This window comes from Nostoc sp. CHAB 5836, from assembly GCF_020829445.1.
GTDB lineage: Bacteria > Cyanobacteriota > Cyanobacteriia > Cyanobacteriales > Nostocaceae > Nostoc.
In genome coordinates this window covers 14,750-37,126 of record NZ_JAIVFV010000027.1, presented here as the reverse complement: position 1 = coordinate 37,126, position 22,377 = coordinate 14,750, and the positions used below count along the sequence as shown (strand labels likewise).

24 protein-coding genes are annotated in these 22,377 nt (G+C 40.8%); 8 read left to right on the top strand and 16 right to left on the bottom strand.

What is annotated here, in order from left to right:
- Positions 1 to 133: 133 nt before the first annotated feature.
- The 3 genes from LC605_RS08280 (at position 134) to LC605_RS08270 (ending at position 1,979) form a co-directional block, all read left to right on the top strand.
- Positions 134 to 601 carry a hypothetical protein gene (locus LC605_RS08280; protein WP_229547088.1) on the top strand — a complete coding sequence of 156 codons (468 nt, stop codon included), beginning with the start codon at positions 134 to 136 and terminating at the stop codon, positions 599 to 601.
- A gap of 453 nt (positions 602 to 1,054) precedes the next feature.
- Positions 1,055 to 1,228, top strand: coding sequence for a 50S ribosomal protein L32 (rpmF, locus tag LC605_RS08275; protein ID WP_229547104.1), 174 nt, complete (start codon positions 1,055 to 1,057; stop codon positions 1,226 to 1,228).
- A 145-nt stretch (positions 1,229 to 1,373) separates the two neighbouring features.
- On the top strand, positions 1,374 to 1,979 hold the full coding sequence (locus LC605_RS08270; RefSeq protein WP_229547087.1) for a sulfite oxidase-like oxidoreductase: 606 nt from the start codon (positions 1,374 to 1,376) through the stop codon (positions 1,977 to 1,979).
- Positions 1,980 to 2,160: 181 nt separating this feature from the next.
- Here LC605_RS08270 and LC605_RS08265 read toward each other — a convergent pair whose 3' ends face one another.
- Together LC605_RS08265 and LC605_RS08260 are read right to left on the bottom strand one after the other, a co-directional pair.
- Complete coding sequence (locus tag LC605_RS08265) at positions 2,161 to 3,543, bottom strand: aldehyde dehydrogenase (RefSeq protein WP_229547086.1); 1,383 nt, start codon at positions 3,541 to 3,543, stop codon at positions 2,161 to 2,163.
- 152 nt (positions 3,544 to 3,695) lie between these two features.
- Positions 3,696 to 4,835, bottom strand: a complete 1,140-nt coding sequence (locus LC605_RS08260; protein WP_229547085.1) for a hybrid sensor histidine kinase/response regulator — start codon at positions 4,833 to 4,835, stop codon at positions 3,696 to 3,698.
- Between the two features lie 311 nt (positions 4,836 to 5,146).
- On the opposite strand from LC605_RS08260, the gene LC605_RS08255 reads away from it, so the two are divergent.
- The 3 genes from LC605_RS08255 to LC605_RS08245 are packed head-to-tail and all read left to right on the top strand — an operon-like array spanning position 5,147 to position 9,729.
- Positions 5,147 to 5,491, top strand: coding sequence for a CU044_2847 family protein (locus tag LC605_RS08255; protein WP_229547084.1), 345 nt, complete (start codon positions 5,147 to 5,149; stop codon positions 5,489 to 5,491).
- A 9-nt stretch (positions 5,492 to 5,500) separates the two neighbouring features.
- Entirely contained in the window at positions 5,501 to 7,069 is a 1,569-nt protein-coding gene (locus LC605_RS08250; RefSeq protein WP_229547083.1) for an AAA-like domain-containing protein, read from the top strand.
- Between the two features lie 2 nt (positions 7,070 to 7,071).
- Positions 7,072 to 9,729 (top strand): AAA-like domain-containing protein, encoded by a 2,658-nt coding sequence (locus LC605_RS08245; RefSeq protein ID WP_306426850.1) that lies wholly within the window; start codon positions 7,072 to 7,074, stop codon positions 9,727 to 9,729.
- A gap of 89 nt (positions 9,730 to 9,818) precedes the next feature.
- Here LC605_RS08245 and LC605_RS08240 read toward each other — a convergent pair whose 3' ends face one another.
- The 9 genes from LC605_RS08240 to LC605_RS08200 form a co-directional block, all read right to left on the bottom strand.
- Complete coding sequence (locus LC605_RS08240) at positions 9,819 to 10,190, bottom strand: type II toxin-antitoxin system VapC family toxin (protein WP_229547081.1); 372 nt, start codon at positions 10,188 to 10,190, stop codon at positions 9,819 to 9,821.
- Entirely contained in the window at positions 10,184 to 10,399 is a 216-nt protein-coding gene (locus LC605_RS08235; RefSeq protein ID WP_229547080.1) for a hypothetical protein, read from the bottom strand. Before LC605_RS08235 ends, LC605_RS08240 begins: the two co-directional genes overlap by 7 nt.
- Positions 10,400 to 10,427: 28 nt before the next feature.
- A complete protein-coding gene (locus LC605_RS08230) occupies positions 10,428 to 10,670 on the bottom strand; it encodes a type II toxin-antitoxin system HicB family antitoxin (RefSeq protein ID WP_229547079.1) in 243 nt (80 codons plus the stop codon).
- A gap of 72 nt (positions 10,671 to 10,742) precedes the next feature.
- Positions 10,743 to 11,696, bottom strand: a complete 954-nt coding sequence (locus tag LC605_RS08225) for a transposase (RefSeq protein WP_229547078.1) — start codon at positions 11,694 to 11,696, stop codon at positions 10,743 to 10,745.
- 3 nt (positions 11,697 to 11,699) lie between these two features.
- On the bottom strand, positions 11,700 to 13,415 hold the full coding sequence (gene ureC / locus LC605_RS08220; protein WP_229547077.1) for an urease subunit alpha: 1,716 nt from the start codon (positions 13,413 to 13,415) through the stop codon (positions 11,700 to 11,702).
- Between the two features lie 63 nt (positions 13,416 to 13,478).
- Entirely contained in the window at positions 13,479 to 13,784 is a 306-nt protein-coding gene (locus LC605_RS08215; protein WP_229547076.1) for an urease subunit beta, read from the bottom strand.
- A 21-nt stretch (positions 13,785 to 13,805) separates the two neighbouring features.
- Positions 13,806 to 14,108: an urease subunit gamma gene (gene ureA / locus LC605_RS08210; protein ID WP_229547075.1), complete on the bottom strand. Its 303-nt coding sequence runs from the start codon at positions 14,106 to 14,108 to the stop codon at positions 13,806 to 13,808.
- A gap of 40 nt (positions 14,109 to 14,148) precedes the next feature.
- Complete coding sequence (locus LC605_RS08205) at positions 14,149 to 14,988, bottom strand: urease accessory protein UreD (RefSeq protein ID WP_229547074.1); 840 nt, start codon at positions 14,986 to 14,988, stop codon at positions 14,149 to 14,151.
- A 16-nt stretch (positions 14,989 to 15,004) separates the two neighbouring features.
- Positions 15,005 to 15,784, bottom strand: a complete 780-nt coding sequence (locus LC605_RS08200) for a class I SAM-dependent methyltransferase (protein WP_229547073.1) — start codon at positions 15,782 to 15,784, stop codon at positions 15,005 to 15,007.
- Positions 15,785 to 15,902: 118 nt separating this feature from the next.
- Here LC605_RS08200 and LC605_RS08195 point away from each other — a divergent pair, with 118 nt between their 5' ends.
- Together LC605_RS08195 and LC605_RS08190 are read left to right on the top strand one after the other, a co-directional pair.
- The gene (locus tag LC605_RS08195) at positions 15,903 to 16,133 is read left to right on the top strand and encodes a type II toxin-antitoxin system HicB family antitoxin (protein ID WP_229547072.1); all 231 of its coding nucleotides are present in this window, start codon (positions 15,903 to 15,905) and stop codon (positions 16,131 to 16,133) included.
- A gap of 7 nt (positions 16,134 to 16,140) precedes the next feature.
- The gene (locus LC605_RS08190) at positions 16,141 to 16,368 is read left to right on the top strand and encodes a type II toxin-antitoxin system HicA family toxin (RefSeq protein ID WP_229547071.1); all 228 of its coding nucleotides are present in this window, start codon (positions 16,141 to 16,143) and stop codon (positions 16,366 to 16,368) included.
- Positions 16,369 to 16,409: 41 nt separating this feature from the next.
- Here LC605_RS08190 and LC605_RS08185 read toward each other — a convergent pair whose 3' ends face one another.
- The 5 genes from LC605_RS08185 to groES form a co-directional block, all read right to left on the bottom strand.
- Complete coding sequence (locus tag LC605_RS08185; RefSeq protein ID WP_306426849.1) at positions 16,410 to 16,613, bottom strand: DUF4351 domain-containing protein; 204 nt, start codon at positions 16,611 to 16,613, stop codon at positions 16,410 to 16,412.
- A 96-nt stretch (positions 16,614 to 16,709) separates the two neighbouring features.
- Positions 16,710 to 19,403: an AAA family ATPase gene (locus LC605_RS08180; RefSeq protein ID WP_229547070.1), complete on the bottom strand. Its 2,694-nt coding sequence runs from the start codon at positions 19,401 to 19,403 to the stop codon at positions 16,710 to 16,712.
- Between the two features lie 12 nt (positions 19,404 to 19,415).
- Positions 19,416 to 19,856, bottom strand: a complete 441-nt coding sequence (locus tag LC605_RS08175; protein WP_229547069.1) for a hypothetical protein — start codon at positions 19,854 to 19,856, stop codon at positions 19,416 to 19,418.
- A gap of 102 nt (positions 19,857 to 19,958) precedes the next feature.
- Positions 19,959 to 21,593 (bottom strand): chaperonin GroEL, encoded by a 1,635-nt coding sequence (groL, locus tag LC605_RS08170; RefSeq protein ID WP_229547068.1) that lies wholly within the window; start codon positions 21,591 to 21,593, stop codon positions 19,959 to 19,961.
- 79 nt (positions 21,594 to 21,672) lie between these two features.
- Positions 21,673 to 21,984, bottom strand: a complete 312-nt coding sequence (gene groES, locus LC605_RS08165) for a co-chaperone GroES (RefSeq protein ID WP_094348596.1) — start codon at positions 21,982 to 21,984, stop codon at positions 21,673 to 21,675.
- Between the last annotated feature and the right edge of the window lie 393 nt (positions 21,985 to 22,377).

The following is a 22,377-nucleotide window of genomic DNA, read 5'->3' as shown; positions in this document are numbered from 1 at the left end:
TAACCTATGTCTTATAGTCTAAGTGATTCTGATCGAGTCTTAAGTTAAAATGTAATTTTTATTACGTCTTTAGACCGGAAAATACCTTTTACCTAATTTCAATAACAGATCATCATTAAGGAGATAGAAGGTCATGAGCAAGATTTCTGCTCACCTACCATCATCGATCACTCCCTTTTCAGTTATTAGCCAAATTGCCAGAAGAATCCGGATAATTCCTTTAGTAGTTTTGCTTATATCTACTGTTCCTGCGTGGTTTTTGACGGAAGCGATCGCACCGCAGGTTGTGCGAGCTTACACCGCTAGAGTCGATCTAGCTATTGACCTCCTGCCGGAAGAAAGCTATGAAACCGTTCTCAGGAGGGCGGAAGCGGCCGCTAGGGCCGCTGCTCAAAGGAGCTTCGATCAAGATATCTTGGTTACAGATGTTTCCATCATTGTATCCGTACAAAATTATGGAGCGATCGCACCAGTTCTGACATTAGATGTCAGTCGTCCTCAATGGCGATGGCGCCCCGATGCCCAAAATTGGGCAACTTATTTCAAAACTGCGCGATCGCTACTTTTCTTGGAAAATAGCCAGGACTTACCCAAAAAATAGCCGAAAAGAATGATTTTTAGTAGGGGCAATTCATGAATTGCCCTTCGGGACTTCCAATTTAAAAAATACTCAACTACTTCTTGTGGGGTGGGCGACACGAGCGCCCTTGGCTATGGGCGGACAAGATGTCATTGGTGTCAACTTAACGTAGAAGTTATGTCCCGCAAGGAACTTCAGTTCCTTGCTAATAACAAAAGTCTTCTGTTGATGACTAAATATTTCCAATAATCTTTAGTCTACTTCAGTAGACTTTAGCTATTAGCCTCGAACTTTAGTTCAAGGCGGGTGATGTAGGCAACAGTTAAGCATTCCTAGCTTAAGTTGACACCAATGACAAGATGTCCACCCCACAAGATTGAATAATTTATTTATTGGAAGTCCCTTACTGTTGTCCTTCGCGTCAGCCGATGGCCTAGAATAAGAAGGTTGTCAAAAATCGCGATATCTGCTGACATGGCTGTTCCTAAGAAGAAAACTTCAAAATCAAAACGAGATAAACGTCGAGCTACCTGGAGGCACAAAGCCGTCGTTGAAGCTCAGAAAGCCCTCTCTCTGGGCAAGTCGATTTTGACTGGACGTTCTACATTTGTATATCCAATTGCTGAAGAAGAGGAAGAAGAGTCATAATTCCCACTCAGGAAAAGCGTCAACCACCCACCACTAATCGGAGTACCGATATAGTGGGGGTCTTAAAGAGTAAAACATCTGGTGCTGTAGGCGACTCAGCAAAAAAGATTGTAAATACTTTGAGAAAACTTATTTTTCTCCAACTATGCTAGGAAAATTTTTTCACAAACCAGCGAAGGAAGAGAGCGAACGCGTCCCTCCTGGTCAACACTTAGCTAAAGGTTTTCCCGTATTAACTTACGGTGAAACTCCCCAAGTCAGCACTGAAGAATGGGAATTTCGAGTTTGGGGTTTGGCAAAACCTGCTACCTTTAATTGGTCAGACTTTATGGCGCTACCTCAACAGGAATTCACAGCAGACTTCCACTGTGTAACGCGCTGGTCTAAACTCGATGTCAAATGGACTGGGATAAAAGTGACAGATTTCATGGGTCTGATTGAACTAGATCCCAAAGTAGCCCACATTATGGAACACTGTTATGGCGGCTACACTACCAATATTTCTATAGAAGATTTTATGCGCGAAGAAAACTTCTTTGCTTTTAAAGTCTTTGGTGAAGACCTTCCATCTGAACACGGTGGGCCGATGCGGCTTGTTGTTCCCCATTTATATGCTTGGAAAAGTGCTAAGTGGATTAATGGTTTGGAATTTTTAGCTGGTGAAGAACTTGGTTTTTGGGAGCGTAATGGCTACCATCGCCGTGGCGAACCTTGGGCTGAGGAGCGTTACAGTAATGCTTTTGGGTTTTAAAAGTTGGGAGTTGGGAGTTGGGAGTTGGGAGTTAGGAGTTGGGAGTTAGGAGTTAGGAATTGGGAGTTGGGAGTTGGGAGTTGGGAGTTGGGAGTTGGGAGTTAGGAGTTGGGAGTTGGGAGTTAGGAGTTAAAAATTCATAACTCATAACTCATAACTCATAACTCATAACTCATAACTTTTAACCCAGAAGTTTCTTAATTAGTGGCAATTTCCCTTCATATGGAGCGTATCGCCATTTTAAATCTAGCCAGAAAGAGTTTTGCAATACACTTTTGTGATGAGAAAAGGTGTCAAAACTAGCTTTGCCGTGATAGTTGCCAATACCGCTATCTCCTACTCCACCAAATGGTAAAGACGAGACACCAAACTGCATAGCTGTGTCATTAATACAGACTCCACCAGATGAAGTTTCCTGTAAAACTCGCTTTTGCAGGTTTTTGTTTTGAGAAAATAAGTATAACGCTAAGGGTTTGGGTTTAGAGTTAATCAAGGCGATCGCTTCTGCAATGTCAGTATATTCAATTACAGGTAGGATGGGGCCAAAAATTTCTTCCTGCATTACAGAATCTTCCAAAGAGACATTATCAATCACTGTCGGGGCGATATAACGCTCTGAAGGTTGATTTTCTCCACCGATGATAACTTCACCGTCTCTGAGAAAATTCACCAGTCTATCAAAGTGTTTTTGACTGATAATCCTGGCATAATCAGGACTGTTTGCTGGATTATCGCCATAAAATTCTTTTACGCATTTTTTCAGCCCATCTATTAAATCTTTTTTGATTGTTTTATTAACTAAAAGATAGTCAGGGGCGATACAAGTTTGTCCAGCATTAATAAATTTTCCCCAAGTAATTCGTCTGATAGTGTGTTCAAGATTAATGTCAGTATCTACTATACAAGGACTTTTACCACCCAATTCTAAAGTAACTGGGGTGAGATATTTTGCCGCAGCTGCCATGATGATTTTGCCTACGGCTGTCCCACCGGTAAAAAAGATATGGTCAAACTTTTCTGCAAGTAGTTTTTGACTTGCTTCCACCCCTCCTTCAACTACTGCAATATAAGCAGGGTCAAAATGTTTGGCAATAATTTCAGCGATGATATGGGAGGTATGAGAAGCAATTTCTGAAGGTTTAATAATTGCACAGTTACCAGCTGCGATCGCACCTACTAAGGGTGAGATAATTAAGTTAAATGGATAGTTCCAAGGCCCAATAATTAAGACAACCCCTAGCGGCTCTGGATAAATTTGGGCTGAGTATGAAAAAAAATCAAAGGAAACGGCTGCTTTTTTGGGCTTAGTCCAGTTTTTCAGATGTTTTATAGCATAATCAATTTCCTTAATTACGCCGATTTCTGTCAGGTAACTCTCCAATTCTGGCTTATGTAAATCTGCTTGTAATGCCTCGACTATTGACCGTTCATGCTCAATAATTGCTTGCTTGAGATTTTGGAGTTGTTCAATGCGAAAAGTGACATCTTTAGTTTTGCCAGTTTTAAAAAAATCACGTTGATTGTCGATAATATTGTCAATGTTGCGTAATTCAGTGGTAACCATGATTTTGTCCTATTAAAAACTATTTGTTTTTTAGTGTTTGTTGTTACAATTGGAATATTTACTTTAAGTTATCGGTAAATAATAGTAAGATTATAAATCATGAATTTCTCCAAAAAAAATCTAAAATCCATAATTTATAATTACTAATTTTCTCATATTTGGGTGGGTAGAAGCACAATAAATACACTACCTTTGTCCAACTCTGAATTAAGCAGAATAATGCCTTGATGTGCCTCGACAATTCGGCGAGCAAGATACAGTCCTAAGCCACTACCAGAACTCTTGTGGCTGCCTTGGCGAAATCGTTCAAAGATGGTGGCTTGTTCTTCAGGGGGAATACCGGGGCCAGTATCCGCTATCTCAATTCTAATGTAGTCAACGGAATTGGATTTTTTAGAGAACTGAGATTGACTACTTTGATCAAACTGGCGTTGAGAAGTAGAACGAATAGTAATAGACCCAGAGTCAGTAAATTTGATCGCATTCCCTATGAGGTTGGTGAATAGACGATGCAGTTCTAAGCGATCGCCCATCACTGTGTTTGACTGTTCAGTAAAATCTAAATTTAGGGACAGTGCTTTGTCTTGAGCTAGAGGTGCTAATTCTCCAGTCACTTCCTCTAGCAATTGGCCCAGATTAACTGGTTGAAATGCCAAAGTTTTGCGACCTGCTTCAAAACGATAAACTTCTAATAAAGTATTCACCATAGAAAGCAGGTTGATATTGCTACGGGCCATGATCGCGATTACTTCTTGCATTTGTGGTGATAATGCTCCCAACGCACCTTGTTGAAATAGCATCAACATCCGATCGGCGGCTACTAAGGGAGTGCGTAAGTCATGGGTGAGGCGGGAGACAAAATCTTCTCGCTGACGGGCAATTTTATCACGTTCATCCATACTATGCTTCAAACGCAGGAGCGATCGCACTCGTGCCAGCAATTCATCTACTGTTACAGGTTTGCGGATAAAATCATCAGCACCCAAGTCTAAGCCGTGGGCGACGTTGGGCGCATCGTGGGCAGTAATCAGCAATATGGGGATGTATTGCGGCAATTTCATTTTTCCCCGAATGTGCTTGGTAACTTCGTACCCATCCATACCTGGCATCATTAGATCCAGTAGAACCAAATCACAAGGCGATGCTTTCAATTCTGCTAAGGCCGAAATCCCATTTTCTGCGGTGCTAATGGTATAACCTTCTTCCTCCAAAATAGTTTTGATCAAAAACACGTTATCAGGAGAGTCATCAACAACCAGAATTTTGTCAGAACGAGAAGATTGTGAAGTCATATAGATGCGAGGTACGGGGTAAAAGTAAATTTTTAGCGAAACTGGTTTATTGGTATAGTTTTTTAGATAGTAGTTTTAGGTAAACTCCCTCCGAAAAAAATTGTTGAACAATAAATTTATAAGTACGTTGGTGCGAAAAAAACCAACTATGTTACGAAACATAAATAAGCTTAAAACCCTTACTAATGACAAATGACCAATGACAAATGACAGCCTTACCCAGTTAGCTTTAATTGCGCCGAGCTACTTAAATGCGTTTTAAAAACTACTTTACTTACCTTTTTAACAGATAGCCACAAGTTAATTAAATTATGACTCGTAAGCTTCTAGAACTAAATACAGAGGATGGCGGCACAATTTTGGTAGCAGTTGAGCTACCAGATGCATCCGTAGGTCGTGTATCGCCCACTGGTGAGTTACCTATAGAGAAAGTAGAGGCTAACTTCGATGCAGTTAAGGATTTGATTGTTCGTGGGTGTCGCCCAATTACCAAGGCGTTTCGTACCTTGCAGCAAGAATCACAACCCGTAAGCGGAGAAGTTGAGTTTGGGGTGAATTTTACCGCCAAAGGCTCAGTCTATGTGGTCGAATCCACTGGTCAAGCATCGCTGAAGGTGAAAATAACTTGGAAACTGGCACTCGAAGAAAACAAGTAATAAATTTTCATGAATTGGGAATTAGTTAAAGCTTGTACCGTGGCGATCGCTACCCCAGGAGGTTACATCCAAGGCACGGGCTTTTTTATCTCACCCAATGGATATTTACTCACCTGCGCCCATGTAGTTGAGTCAGCAGGGGGTTGGGAAGAAGTGCGAGTCAATGGGCAAGGGGTTGAGTTGGTTTATTTAGGCGATCGCACCCGTGATGATTTCGCCATATTGCAATTATCTGGTTATCAAGGCCAAGGTGTACCTTTATCGCTAACTTTTGAGCCAGGAAATCAATTTCGCTCAATTGGCTATGGGCGTTCTGACTTCCCAGAAGGCGGAACCATTGAAGGCAATATCACGGATGCCAATTCCCATGCCGATTTTAGTAACTTATCAATGTTACGGTTGCGGGTAATGGCAGACGCACAACAGATTATCGGTGGCTATAGTGGTTCTCCTGTGTTTGATATTCAACTCAAAGCAGTAGTTGGGATGATCGCCGCTTACGACAATACCCAAGGGGGATTAGCTGTACCATTAACCACAGTTCAAGAAAATTGGGCTGAATTGTCAAGTTTGCTGCATCCAGAAACATTTTCAGAACAGGAACTTCTGTTTTTTGATCAAGCTTTTTATTCTGATTGTTTTAAAGAGATTGATAAGCCAGGAGCATTAATTCGGATAAAGGCTCCCTTGCAATGGGGCAAAACCTACTTAATGACCCAGATTCTCCATTATGGGACTCAGCAAGGCTATCAAGCGGTGCGAGTGGACTTTCAAGAGCCAGAAAAAGAAGTATTCAATACTCTAGAACGGTTCTTGCAGTGGTTTTGTAGCTACATAGTTGAAGATTTGCATCTACCGAATAACCTAGCTGAAATTTGGGTAGGTGTACTAAGTAGCAATAGCAACTGTACAAACTATTTTGAAAAATATTTGTTACAAGCAATTAGTAGTCCTCTGGTTTTGGGATTGGATAACGTTGATTTTATATTCCAATATCCGGCGATCGCTGGTAATTTTCTGCCATTACTACGAGCTTGGTGTGAGAAGTCCAGGACTAAGCCTATTTGGCAAAAACTCCGATTGGTAATTGCCTATTCTAAAGAAGATTACATTCCCATAGATACCAATAGATCGCCGTTCAATGTAGGTAAGCTCATTGAAATACGAGAGTTAAATGAGGTGCAGATCCAGAAATTGGCACAACACTTCAAACTTTATTGGAATAGAGAGCAAGTCGCCCAACTGATGGCGATGGTGGGTGGGCATCCTTGGCTGGTGAAGAAGGCACTATATACAATAGCGCAGGGTGATCTGACGTTGACAGAATTATTGCAAATTGCACCCACCGAAGAAGGTTTATACGGCGACCACCTGCTGCGCCATTTGTCAAATTTGCAGGATAATCCAGAACTGCGGCAAGCCATGAGGCAAGTAGTTATTGCCAAGGGGCCAGTTAGAATAGATGCAGGGAAAGCGTCTAAGTTGCGGAACATGGGACTGGTGAAATACATACGCAGTGATGTTCTGCCGTTGTGTGACTTGTATCGTCAGTATTTTTGCGATCGCTTAGGGTTGTAATGATGTCAACTTCCCCAGATGCTGTACCAAACTATGAATACCAGGTTGGGGGCAGTTTACCACCTGATGCCCCTACTTACGTAACGCGACAAGCAGATGAAGACTTGTACCAAGGCTTGATGGCGGGGCAGTTTTGTTATGTCTTAAACTCACGACAAATGGGTAAATCCAGTCTGCGAGTAAGAATTATGGAACGGTTGCAGACTGACGGAATTACTTGTGCAGCGATCGACTTGAACGAGATTGGTACAGATATTACCCAAGAGCAATGGTACAAAGGGGTAATAAATAGTCTAATTAGCAGTCTGAACTTATATGAACATTTTGATTTAGCTAGTTGGTGGAATCGTCCACAATTATTGTCACGAGTGCAGCATTTGAGCAAATTTCTTGAGGAAATTTTACTCAAGCATATTTCCGGGAAAATTGTGATTTTTGTCGATGAAATCGATATTGTTCTGAGCCTAAAGAATTTTTCCACAGACGATTTTTTTGCTTTAATTCGCTTCTGCTATAACCAGCGTGTTGATAAACCAGTATACAAACGCCTGACATTTTGTCTATTGGGTGTGGCGACTCCATCATATTTGATTCAAGATAAAAAGCGCACACCATTTAATATTGGTAGAGCGATTGAATTAAATGGGTTTAAATTCCCAGAAGCCAAGCTATTAGCTAAAGGTTTGGAAGGAAAAGTTAGCGCTTCTCAAGCAGTGCTGGAAGAGATTTTAAATTGGACTGGTGGGCAACCATTTCTCACCCAGAAGCTTTGTAATCTCGTTCCAAATGGTATGGAGGTATCGGGAGTAGAAGAGTTGGTGCGATCGCGTCTGATCGAAAACTGGCAAGATCAAGATCATCCCGAGCATTTGAAGACAATAAGCGATCGCATTTTGCGGGATAAGCAGCTTACAATTAAACTGCTAGAAATTTACAGCAGACTTTTACAAAAAAAAGAAATTTCTGCTGATGATAGTTCCGAACAAATGGAATTGCGGCTTTCAGGATTGGTAGTCCAGCGACAGGGCAAATTAAAGGTTTATAACCCTATTTACGAAGCGGTTTTTAACAAAGACTGGATTAATAAAACGCTAACAGATTTACGTCCCTATCATCATGAGATTGAAGCATGGCAAAATTCTAATCGTCAGGATAATTCCAAGCTGTTGCGTGGCAATAAATTACGACAAGCTCAAGTATGGGCAAAAGCTATAGACTTGGCTGGTATAGACTATCAATTTTTATATAATAGCCAAGAATTGGCAACAAGGAGACAGCAACGCCTAATATTAGTACTTGCTTCAATACTGGTACTGACACCAATAGCCACATGGCAATTCCGGCAAAATATTACAGCTTTATTCATTCCTTATCAAGCAGAGCCAGAACTATTTAGCCAAGGCGAGCGTACTCTCTTTAAAGGAAATGAAAATTTTAATCGCGCTCGGGGTTTTGAAGCTTTCAAAAATAAGAATTACTCCCAAGCTGTTGAGAATTTTAAAAAAGCTATACAAGCCTCTCCTAGAGACCCAGAGTTACAAATTTTTTACAACAATGCCAAAGCATATGACAAAGGCAATCCCCTGACTTTGGCAGTGGCTTTACCTGTGGCTACTAGAATAGAAATTGCTCAAGAAATCTTGCGAGGGATTGCACAAGCGCAGGATAGTTTCAATATTTCAGGGGGAGTGAATAGTCGATTATTAAATATCGTAATTGCCGATGATCGTAATAATCAAACTCAAGCTAAAAAAGTTGCTCAGGAGCTAACTAAAGACCGAAACGTTCTAGGAGTGATTGGACACTACACTAGTACAAAGAGTGAAGCGGCACTACCTGAGTATGAGAAGGCTGGCATAGCCATGATATCTCCATCAAGTACAAGTACCACACTAAAGAGTAAGAGCTTTTTTAGAACAGTAACCTCTAATAAAGCAATTAGTAAAAGATTAGCAGATTATGCAATATCTAAGGGTTACAGAAAAGTTGTGATCTTCGATAATCCTGAAAATAATTATAGTAAAAGTCTAGAGCAAGAGTTTGAAAAATCATTTCAAAATAGTGGTGGAAAAGTTATACGAAACATAAATTTGGCTCTTCCAACACTAAATGCTTCTGCTGAAATATTACTTAGTACATTCGACGATCAAGCCGATGCAGTTATTTTGTTTCCGAATCCAGAGTTGATTTCTGTGGTGATTGAAATCACTCGCGCTCAAAAAAGGTTGATAAATCAAGAAGGCAAAAAGTTACCTCTGCTGGGAGCAGATACTTTGTATAATCAAGAGATTTTGAGATCAAGTGGAGAAGCTATTGAAGGTTTGGTTTTAGCTGTACCCTGGTTTGCAAAGGAAGAAAACTCAAAAAAATTTGCAGATGAAGCTAAAGAAAGATGGGGAGGGCAGATTAGCTGGCGCACAGCTACCACTTATGATGCGACTCAGGCTTTTATTAAAGCTATTTCTATGTCTAACAATCCCACTCGTCAGACCGTCTTACAAAACCTCAAATCTGTTAATCTTTCACCAAACGAAACTTCAGGAAATCGACTCAAATTTGATAATAAAGGCGATCGCGAACAAAAACCTGTTCTTGTCAAAGTAGAAAGAAATCCCGACGCACCTTTTGAAAGCGGATTTATGTTTAAAGACGTTAAATAGAAAGATATCAAGCAATGAAGAAATTACCAAGGATAAAATTATTGCTGATAAGCTTTGAATTATCACCTCGAAACAAGCGATCGCACCAATTACACAATTTGCACTGCCTGAGTGTTAATTTCTGTTAAATTAGCCAATCTTATATCATTCGTAAACAAGATTGCATTTAGATATTTTGCAGTTGCTAAAATTATTGCGTCAGGAAGCCTAAGTTTGTATTGTTTGCGAAGTGCGATTGTTAAATTTTTGATATTATTATCAATACTAAGAACTGTAATTTTCTTTAAAAAATCAATAATTTGTGTTTCTTTTTCTAGACTGAGACTCGGATAAGAGAGTAATTCAATCTCAGTAATCACTGAAATAAAATATTGTCCTGACGGTAGTGGTTTTACCAAGCGACCACCCAAAAAGTACAAGACTATATTTGTATCTAACAAAATTAAAGGTTGTGTCAACACCACTCATCCCTAATTTGCTGCTGATATTCCAAAGGATCTTGAGTTAGTTGAATTATACCCGCATACTCGTTTAAATTAAACTCTTGTTTTTGTTGTGATTGATGAGCTTCTAATATCTTCTCAATTTGTTGCCAGTCCTGATAATCAATCAACACTGCTACCGGACGCATGGCTTCATCAGTCACAATTTTCTTCTTAAAAGGTAGCATGATTTTCTATATCAGATACAACGTTTTACTATGCTACTTCCTTGATTGACAATTCAATGCCATCAACTATGGGTAAAGGCAAATTTCGGGAAACTCGCAATAAAATCCATTCTTCCAAAACTTCTGCTAATTCTTCTCTACAGGTTTCCAATGTGTCTGTATTCGCCCAGACACCCTGGAAACCAACGATTTCACCGTAAAAGCTGTCATCATCTGACAAAATCTTATACTTAGCTTGATGCATTGCAGCTTGTATGTACTTTGTCAACATAAATAGAGTGTCTTAGATTATCTAGAAATAGTTTAACCAAATCAACAGCCATTTCTGTTCATGCGATCGCGCTTATTTTCCAGAGGTGAGACTATCTAAAACTTGCTGGAATTCTCCTGTAGAAGAAATTGCGATCGCACTTTTATGAAGCATTTTTAGCACAGATGGTTCTTCTATGCTATTGATAACTTCGACAATGGAGCTTGGCACTTCTCCAAATCGCGTTTCTAGAACTGTAATGATATTTTCTCTAGCATTTTCAACAATTCCTTCCTCTTTTGCTAGCCTTTCAATACTAGTTACGTACCGCATTCTATCTGCCTCCTCGTAACTTCTTACTTCTGTTTTAAAACTAAGCGCCAATTCTTTTGGCAAAACCATCACCCAGTCGATAAACCGAAATAGTTCCCGAATATCTTCCCGGCTATATCCCTGTTCATACAACCGTCTAACTAGGCTTAGTTTCCACTGTAGCCGATTTTCTAGGTTTCGTTGCGTTGCCTTGGTTTTGAGATGCGCCATCACAATTACACCAAAGGGGTTGCTTGTTTGCTCTAGGGTTTCCCACCCTTGCTCATAGTCCAACAGTTTCGCCACAGGAAACTCTAAGCTGACGCGACATCCGCCGAGTTGATAGCTGTAGCTGGAAGGTCGCCAATTCGCTTGTTCATCTGCTAAAACTGCTAAACTAATAACTCGCTTTTTATGGCGGTCAAACAAGCGGTAATTATATGTGTACATCCGTTCAGCAAATTGGCTGTCATATTGCCCTTGGACTTCCACATGAACCAATACCCAAGCTTCTTCTCCATCCAGTAGCCAAACTTTTGCAACTTTATCGACCAAACGCCGCCCAATTTCTGCATCCGGTTCTAGCTGTTGCAGTTCTGTATCCAGAAATTCATAAGGTCGCCTCCAGTCGATTTCGGCATAAGCTTGGGTGAAAAAGAATTCCAGAAAGCTGGGAAAATATAGCTCGATGACTTCTTTCCAAGGACTATCATAATTAGTAAGTTGCTCGGTCATGAATTAAAACAAAAAGTATCTCTGTGCCATTGGTAAAACTGTCGCAGGTTCACAAATCAGTAACTCACCATCGGCCCTGACTTGGTATGTTTCTGGATCTACTTCAATGTGGGGTAGTGCATCATTCAGCTTCATATCCCGCTTACTCAATTGGCGTGTCCCAGAAACTGCAACTGCTGCCTTTTGTAAACCTAGCTGGCTGGGAATTTCTTTCTCTAAAGCTGCTTGCGAAACAAAAGTTAATGATGTGGCATGACGCGCCCCAGCAAAACTACCAAACATCGATCGCATATACACTGGTTGCGGTGTGGGAATACTGGCGTTAGCATCGCCCATTTGCGCCCATGCAATCATTCCGCCTTTAATGACTATCTCTGGTTTCACGCCGAAAAATGCAGGACGCCACAAACATAAATCTGCTAATTTTCCCTCTTCTACTGAACCCACGTATTGAGCAATTCCGTGAGCGATCGCCGGATTAATCGTATACTTAGCAACATATCTTTTTGCACGAAAATTATCTGCTTTTTGCTCTGTTCCTTGTGGATTAAGATTTCCGCGTTGCACCTTCATTTTGTGAGATGTCTGCCAAGTGCGAATTATCACTTCGCCTACCCTTCCCATTGCCTGGGAGTCGGAAGAAATCATGCTAAATGCACCTAAGTCGTGCAAAATATCCTCAGCAGCAATGGTTTCTCGACGGATGCGAGATTCGGCAAAAGCGACATCTTCAGCGATCGCAGGGTCAAGGTGATGGCATACCATCAACATATCCAGGTGTTCATCTAAGGTGTTGACGGTGTAAGGACGTGTGGGGTTGGTGGAAGATGGTAGAACGTTGGCTTGGCTGCAAACTTTGATGATATCTGGTGCGTGTCCGCCGCCTGCGCCTTCGGTGTGGTAGGTGTGGATGGTACGATTCTTGAAAGCAGCGATCGTATCTTCGACAAATCCGGCTTCGTTCAGGGTATCAGTATGAATTGCTACTTGCACGTCATATTCATCAGCAACGCGGAGGCAGGTATCAATTGCTGCGGGTGTAGTTCCCCAATCTTCATGCAGTTTTAACCCCATAGCACCGGCGGCTACTTGTTCTACCAGTCCTTGGGGTTGACTGGCGTTACCTTTACCCAAAAATCCTAAGTTGACGGGAAAAGCATCAGCAGCTTGCAGCATTCGGTAAATATTCCAAGGGCCGGGGGTGCAGGTAGTGGCATTTGTACCTGTAGCTGGGCCAGTACCGCCGCCAATCATGGTGGTAATCCCAGAAGCGATCGCCACTTCAATTTGTTGGGGACAAATAAAATGAATATGGGCGTCGATACCGCCAGCAGTGAGAATCATTCCTTCCCCTGCTAAAGCTTCGGTTCCGGGGCCAATAATAATATCTACATTATTTTGAATATAAGGATTTCCGGCTTTACCAATTTTGAAAATTTTGCCATCTTTAATGCCGATATCTGCTTTGACAATACCCCACCAATCGAGAATCAAGGCATTAGTAATTACTAAATCTACAGCACCATCGGCGTTAGAAATGGGGGATTGTCCCATGCCGTCGCGGATGACTTTACCGCCGCCAAATTTTACTTCGTCGCCGTAGGTGGTGAAATCTTGTTCAACTTCAATAAATAATTCTGTGTCTGCAAGTCGGATGCGATCGCCTACTGTTGGGCCATAAGTTTCGGCGTAGGCGCGGCGATCCATTCTGTAAGGCATATAAAATCCTTTTTTTTTAACGCAAAGGGACGCGGAGGGAAGCGCGGAGGTACGCGGAGGTTTTTAGAGGTTTCTGTTTATTTTGGCGTTGAAGCCGTAGACTTGGCGAGTACCAACGAGGGGGATTAGAGTTATTTGTTTTTCGTCGCCTGGTTCAAAGCGGACTGCTGTTCCGGCGGGGATATCGAGGCGCATTCCTCGCGCTTGTTCTCTGTCAAAGTTTAAGGCGGTGTTAACTTCATAAAAGTGATAATGGGAACCAACTTGTATGGGGCGATCGCCTGTATTTGATACTTGCAATTTGATGGTTGGACGACCAACATTTAGTTCAATTTCACCTAGTGGTGTGATAATTTCGCCAGGAATCATAATAAATTTAAAATCTCCAAATTAACGAATTGGATTATGTACTGTCACTAACTTTGTGCCATCAGGAAAAGTTGCTTCAACCTGCACTTCCTCCACCATTTCAGGTATCCCTTCCATGACATCATTCCGAGTCAATAAAGTTGTACCATAACTCATTAATTCAGCCACAGTTTGTCCATCTCTTGCACCTTCTAAAATCGCAGCAGAAATATAAGCGATCGCTTCGGGATAATTCAGTTTTAAACCCCTTCCTTTACGTCTTTCTGCTAATAAAGCAGCTGTAAAAATTAATAGCTTATCTTTTTCCTGCGGTGTCAGTTGCATTCCTATCTCCTCTGTGTTCTCTGCGCCTGGAGTGGTTCGTTCAAATCTGCCACACTCTTGGTATACAATTACCACGATTCAAAAAAGAAACTCGTAGCAATTGCCAAACATCAATAAACCACTTTCTCACCTCAGATGTAGAAGCACCGCGATATCGACACAATAACCCATGTTGTAATGGGCTAACACCCGCTTCTCCTTCCCCACGCCATAAATTTCGCGTTTTTTCCACAATTTCTCCTGAAACTGCACCACCAACCCAAACTAGACTACCGACGATTGGTTTTCCAGCCAAGCCATGAGGACTGTGAAAAGTTTCTTCGCTACCCGGTAAGTATTGCCGATCAATCCATAATGGAACATCTTGTTGCCAAATTTCGGTGTGCGATCGCCATTCTCCCTGTAAGAATTTTTCTCCTCTAGCGCTGCGACCAAATCGGGTAATTTCCCAGCCGAACCAACTGCCCCCGGTTGCTAATTCTACCCGTAAATCTTGCCGATAAATCCCACCGTTAAATAAAATTGTCTCTTGGGGTAGCCATTCTAAACAAGCACCAGCATCAACTTGCATTTGGATGGTTTGCGTAGCTTGTAAGCCATTACTGCGATATATCTTGCTAGCAGCAGCCGTGGTGATTAAGGCTTGGGCTTGGGGTTGGAGGTGGATGTTCGAGGAAAGGCGATCGCCTCCCACTATTCCCCCGGCTGTGTGTAAAATTACGCTATGACAAACTTTTTCCCCTTCTGGATAGAATGGGCGTTGTACCTTCAGGGGCGCTTGTTGGTGATTGTAAATTAATTGGGTTTTATCCTGGCGATCGGCATAGACTAAATTAAGTTTCCCATGCCAACCTTCTGCTGTTTGTGAGTTGCAGGTCATTTAGATATTTTTATTTTTAAATTACTTCGCCAAGGTGTACGCTAGTGCAATAGACTATATAGACAAAACCACTTTCATCACGAAAGCGCTGATATAATTCTTGAAAATTATTAATAAGATGTTCATATCCCAAACCTTCACGTGGGAGGTAAGAAACACTCATTGCTCGGCCAATCAGTCCAGTTAAATCTAGCTGTTGCCTATAAGTAAAATTATATTCGTGGATGTTAGTAAAATGAGAAGTTACTAACAATGGCTCTACCGACTGCATTCGAGATTCTGCTGGGTGATTATTAGATGCTTCGCGGACTATTCGGCTATATTCTGTAGTTAAGGCATCTTCTTTATCGCGGTTATTCCACACCACAGCCAAGCGTGCTGATGGTTTTAAAATGCGGTAAAATTCCAATAAAGTTGGTTCCGGATTGAACCAGTGGAAAGCTTGAAAACAAGTAACTAAATCAACTGAATTATCAGGTAGTTGGGTAAATTCTGCTGTTCCATCACGAAACTCTATCAAAGGATGTAGTTCAGCAGCTTCTCGCATCGCTGCGTTTGGTTCTATGGCTATGACATTAACTCCGCGTTCAGCTAACAGTCTTGAAGCAATTCCTGTACCTGCACCAATATCTGCTGCTGCGAGTTGTGAACTTTCACCTAATCCTTCCAAGATAATATCAATTGCATCTGCGGGATAGCTTGGTCGATATTTTACATAATCCTCTGCTCTATCATAAAATCGGTTGAGTGGGTTTAAGGTATGTAAGGGGGTTGTTTCAGGATTAATTTGGCTCATGGGTTTTTATATAAAAGTAGAAGTACGTAGGCGTAGCCCGTCGTAGACATCGCTGTACTTCAAAAAAGCGATATCATAACAATTAAACCGCTCCAAACATTAACATCTATATACAATAATGGAAAGATTGCTAAACATCCACATTGAAAAACTACCAGAAGGTGTTTATTTAGCAACATCTGATGAACTTCAAGGTTTAGTAGCTCAAGGACGGACTGTTGCTGAAACTTTAGAAATTGCTCGTGATGTAGCGCGTAAGTTATTAGAAGCACAATCTCAGAATCAAGAACTAGATTATTTGCAACCAATAGCTGAACAATTTAACTATCCTTTAGTTGTAGGCCAGTAGTCAATTTATGGGACGGCTAGCTGGGTTTAGCTACAGAGAGATTATCAAAATATTAAAAACCTTTGGCTTTGTTTTTCATCGTCAAGCCGCAGGGAGTCATGAAATCTGGTTTAATTCTGAAACTAATCGTTACACTACTATTCCCAATCATTCTGGTGATATGCCGGAAGGAACATTACGTGCAATTTTAAAGCAAGCTGGTATTGAACCTGAAGATTTTCTTAACCGCTCTTAATAATAAAGGGTTTGTGTTCATTTTGATTAAGCTTGTTCCTGCTATTCTAACCATGCTACCAAATCAGCAACTTCAGAAAAATCAAGCAAATCTTCTCCCAACTCCTCTAACTGTTCAGCAGATAAATTCCGAACCTGTTCAACTAATGATGCATCAATATCACCAAAACGCCGTTTAAGCTGACGACTAATCAATTTAAACGCTTCCTTTTGAACGATATCTTGATAAATTACAGACTCTTTCATAATATCCTCCCGCAAAAATTGCCGAACCAAATATTTTTAAAACCTCAAACCTGCGAGAAGTTCTATACAACCTGAAATATAAAATAAAAAATATTTTTATACCGCGCCTCTACGATCCATTTCAAAACCATATACATAGATATCAGCAACCTTATACCGTTTCTCTTTTTCGCGCCATTCAATAATGCCAATTTCACTTAAAAAAGAAGCAAATTCTTCAAAGTCTGCTATATCATGTGCTGACTCTTGCCATACTGTTTGTAACTGTTCTTTAGATAAGAAGGCTAATTTACCCTTAAGAGAATCAAAAAATTTAGTCAAATCAGGGTATTCCTCTTTAATTTCTTCACACCGCTTTTCTGATGCTTTTTTCAAACCAAATTCTAAGGATTTTCCTTGAAGTAGGCGGTCTGTACGAAATTTGCTTGATGATTGTCCCTTATAGCTTAGTTCTTGTTCTTTTGCTCCTTTCAGTAATATACTTAAACTCCGAGGAAAAGTAGTGCTACTTGAGTCTGTTAATCGTTCATAAACCCATCGAGATACATTTTTAGCTCTATTTCCACCTCGCCGACGACTTCCCCACAGTAATTCTAAGGCTTTATCAATTGCCTCTTCTGTAGCTTGATCAATACTTTCAAAAGCGACAGGAGAAATACGGTCAACCAAATTCTTGAAATCTTCAGATTGTATTGCTTGACGAAGTGCTAATCGTAAAAAATCAATCCTAGTCCACTGTAAGATAATATCTCGTCCAGTAAAATGACTTTTATTGTCAAAACTTAAACGATTCCATATATCTTCTCTTAAGAATATTTTAAATCTAATTTCTGTTAATCTGTTAGCATCACAAGATTGGACTAATTGAAATAATCCAGTGAGTGCTTGCTGTCTTATTCCTCCTACTTCCGGAAAATCTTCATCTAAATCATCGTAAAGAAACCACAGTTTTCGAGAATTATTTTTGGCTTCTTCATTAAGTAGAATATCTATGGCATCTTTAACTATGAGCCGTAGTTCAGAGTTAGTAGATAATTCTAACAAAACTTGAGTAGATTCAGACTGCCATCTTTCTTGAGGAAAATTATTAATAATTTTCCTCAATTCACTATACTTTGCGCTTTTCTTTCCTTTAGGAAAGTTAAACAAATTTTCCTGATGAGATCTAAGTAGTAAATAAGCTCTCCAGAAAGCTTCCCATGTGCCTCTATTTTGTTGTAACGTTTCATGGATGATTTGAAATTCATCACGAGTTGGACGACTTTCCTGAAATCTACCATGTGCTGACAAAAATACAGTATTATCTAACCGTCCATGAGCTAGTTTTTGAGCAACACTTTTGTGTTTTAGAAAAAGCCAATAAAGTGCAGTTTTTCCTGTACCTTTTCGCCCTCTAATTAGGCAGGTTGTATCGTCTAAAAATCTTTCAAAATCAGTAGTACGCTGAAATAATAGATTCAAATCTTGTCTTGGATCAGCAGCATTTACTTCAGGGAATTGCAGACTTTGAATAATATTCCATCGATGATCGATTGTATTTAAAACATTGCTACGTTTGAGTTCGTCAGTTTTTTCATCAATTAAGTTAGCAATTTTTGTGTAGTAATCTTGCATACCTTGTACAGGATAGCTATCAGCCAAAGCGATTGGCAAAAGATAAGGGACTACTAAAAGTTTTTCTATTGGAGTTTGAGAATTATCTAAATCTGGCTCATCTTCATCTGTTTCATAGTTTTCATTTGTTACCATATTTAATCTGTTAAGCAATGAGTACCAAATTTGTTTTACTTTTGATAAACCAATCTCGGTAACATCAGGAACCGGAGAAAAAACAAAATTAATTGATAAATTTTTTACCCATTGTAGTGATTGTATTAGCAGTTCTATTCCTTGTTTATTTTGCTCATTAGGAAAAAGAAATACAATTGCTTCGTCAGCTGCTTGAATTAATGATAAAGCCCCCCATTGATTGATTCCAGTTCTCGAATCAATTAAGATAATATCAGGTTTTAATTGTTCGTAAATTTCACGTTTAAAAACAGACCAAAGACTTTGATCTCCATCAATAATAGTAGTAGCATGAAGATCATCAACTTTGGAGACATAATCAAGATTAAGATAACCAGCAGGAACAACAAATAATCTGCCTGTAGCGTTAGAGATTTTCACTTCACCAAATATTTCAGCAATTGAAATACTTGGTTCTACATCTTCTGGTAAGTAGGAACGCTCATAAAAATAGTCAACTATTCCATACTTTGGTTGCGGTTTGAGATTGAATGCTGTACTCAAGCCTGGTGCTTCTAAATCTAAATCCACAGCTATGACTTTAAGACCACGCATTGCCAAAATTGAGGCAACATGGGTTAATGCAGTAGTTCTACCTACTCCTCCTTTAAAGGAATAAAAGGTTACGGTTCTGGGTAAACTGGGTTCACGCTGCGGAAGTTGAGGTTGATTTTGCGGATTTGTTGCTTGAATTGCTAAATCTTGCCAAGTTTGTACTGAAGCTGTATTAAAAGCCTGTGGTGCTGAAAGATTTAGTGAATCTGCTTCTTGAGGCGTATATAAGGAAATAAACCCAGGAGATAAATGAGGAACTTGCGATTTAAATAAGTTAGAAATTTGTTCTTTGCGTTGAGGAATAGATAAGTTAATAAAGCGATCGCTTACAATAGTCAAATTCAATAAACCTGATGTAGAAATATTTAAATCAACCCATTCTTGTGAATTATGCACATATTGGTTTGTAATTTCTTTCTTTAGCAAAACCTGCCAACTTTCCTGCATTCAACCACCTCTTTAAAGTTGAGTAGCTTGCTTTTGTAACCACCCTTTGAGACTCCGATAAGCTTTTAACCAACGTTTGTAACTTTCATCATCAGGCTCAAGGCCACAATAACGCATATCTATAAAATTTTGGCTATTTGGATTTTCCACTTCATCAAGCCATTTTCGCACTTCAGGAAGATTATCAATTCTAGATTTAAGTCGATTGTGCCGCTTTAATGCTTCTATGTAACTATGTGCCGGATTAGTAATAGTATGCCCAGGATTAGTAGAATCTGTCTTCCATTCCTGAGTTGCACCCTTTGGTAAGGTAGCAAAAATCATTGCTTTTAATAAACACTCAATGGTTACACCTCCAAAGTGCATAGCGGCTACTCTTCTTTCCGATTCTTTTCTACATAATATTTCAGTATCAAAGTGACGCTGCATAAAAGCGGCTTGGTAATCTTCCATTTCGTTATTTTTTCGTTTGAAACACCTGAATCTTGACACAAAAAAAACAGCCGCCTCCATAAAGGAAGCAGCCGTTTTTATAAATTATGTAACTACAAAGTATTAGTAATCGAAGTCACCGCCACCAGCACCAGCGCCAGCAGGAGCACCATCTTTAGGCTCAGGCTTGTCAACTATAATACATTCGGTTGTCAACACCATACCAGCGATGGAAGCAGCGTTTTGCAGAGCAGAACGAGTCACTTTCGCAGGGTCAACAATACCAGCCGCTAACAAATCGACGAATTCGTTTGTCGCAGCATTGTAGCCAACGTTGAAGTCTTTCTCTTTCACGCGTTCAGCGATCACGGCACCATTCTGACCGGCGTTTTCAGCAATCCGCTTCAGAGGTGCAGGTAAGGCGCGAACGACAATCAAAGCACCAATCAACTCTTCATCTTTAAGATTGCTCTTTGCCCAATCTTCCAATTCAGGAGCTAGGTGAGCCAGAGTTGTACCACCGCCAGGAACAATACCTTCTTCCACAGCAGCTTTGGTGGCGTTGATAGCGTCTTCTAGGCGCAGCTTCTTGTCTTTCATTTCGGTTTCCGTCGCTGCACCAACTTTCACCACAGCAACACCACCAGAGAGTTTAGCAAGACGCTCTTGTAGTTTCTCTTTGTCGTAAGAAGATTCGGTTTCATCGATTTGACGACGAATCTGTTCGACACGAGCCTTAACAGCAACTTCGTTACCTTCGGCAACAATTGTGGTGCTGTCCTTGGTAATGGTGATCCGGCGAGCTTTACCCAGGCTATCTAGCTTGGTGTTATCTAGCTTCAAACCAGCATCTTCGGTAACTAGTTGACCACCAGTTAAAACAGCAATGTCTTCTAGTAGTGCTTTGCGGCGATCGCCAAAGCCAGGAGCCTTAACAGCAGCCACGTTGAGTACACCGCGCAAACGGTTTACTACTAAGGTTGCCAAAGCTTCTTTTTCAATATCTTCAGCGATAATCACTAAAGGACGACCAGCACGAGCTACTTGCTCTAAAACTGGTACTAGGTCTTGTACCAGGGCAATTTTCTTATCTGTCAGCAGTAAGAAAGGTTCATCGAAAACCGCTTCCATCCGCTCAGGGTCAGTAGCGAAATAGGGAGAGATGTAGCCTTTGTCAAAGCGCATCCCTTCAGTGATTTCCAATTCGGTGAACATAGATTTCCCTTCTTCTAGGGAAATTACGCCTTCCTTACCCACCTTGTCCATTGCTTGGGCAATCATTTGACCGACTTCTTCGTCATTACCAGCCGAGATTGCACCAACTTGGGCAATGGCTTTGGAATCTTCTACTGGACGGGCGTGTTCAGCAATTTTTTCTACGAGGAAGGCAGTCGCTTTGTCTATACCGCGCTTGAGGGAAATCGCATTAGCACCAGCTGCAACGTTCCGCAAGCCTTCTTTGACGATCGCATGAGCTAAAACGGTGGCAGTTGTAGTGCCATCGCCCGCAGCATCGTTGGTCTTAGAAGCAGCTTGACGAATCAGAGCTACACCAGTGTTTTCAATGTGATCTTCTAATTCGATTTCTTTGGCAATGGTTACACCGTCATTGACAATTTGCGGTGCGCCAAATTTCTTTTCTAGGACTACGTTACGGCCTTTGGGCCCAAGGGTAACAGCTACAGCCTCAGCCAGGATGTCAATGCCTCGTTCCAAGGCGCGACGGGCGTTTTCGTTGTAGATAATGCGCTTTGCCATAATTGATTAGTTGTCCTTTGTCATTTGTCTTTTGTCCTTCGTCATTTGTCCTTTGTCATTGGCTAATGACTAATGACCACTAAATAACGACTGCTAAAATATCTTTTTCAGAAAGCAGCACATATTCTTCGGTGCCGAGTTTAATGTCGGTGCCAGCGTACTTGGAGTACAGCACCTTATCGCCAACTTTAATTTCCAATTCCTGACGGTTTCCGTCGTCATTACGCTTGCCAGGGCCAAGGGCCACTACTTCCCCTACCTGGGGCTTTTCCTTGGCGGTATCGGGCAAATACAGACCACCTGCGGTCTTTTCCTCAGAGGCGCTCACTTTTACAAAAACGCGATCGCCCAAGGGTTTAACTGTAGAAACGCTTAGAGATAAAGCTGCCATAATTATTTTCTCCAGACTTTAGCACTCTCAACTCCTGAGTGCTAATCTACCGAAAAATAGCATCCAATGGCAAGAATTCCTTGAGTACGGGTTCCCGAACTATAGGATCAGAAATTTACTTGAGTATAAATGCTTAATTAGTTCTAGTTTTCAGGTTCTGTTCCGTAAGTTACGAAGAGAGTAGGGAGACACACGATTAATCGCGTCTCTACTAGGGAGTTAGGAGTTATAAAAATTTTTCCCTACTCCCTTTCTCAGCCAACTTTATTTGCAAAGTTTGAAAATTGTTATAGAACTGTAATCAGGGAGCCGCTCGATGAGTAACAATACAGTAATCCAGTCGAGCCATCAAAACCCTAAAACCACTAAGTCTCTACAACATAAGACCCTAAG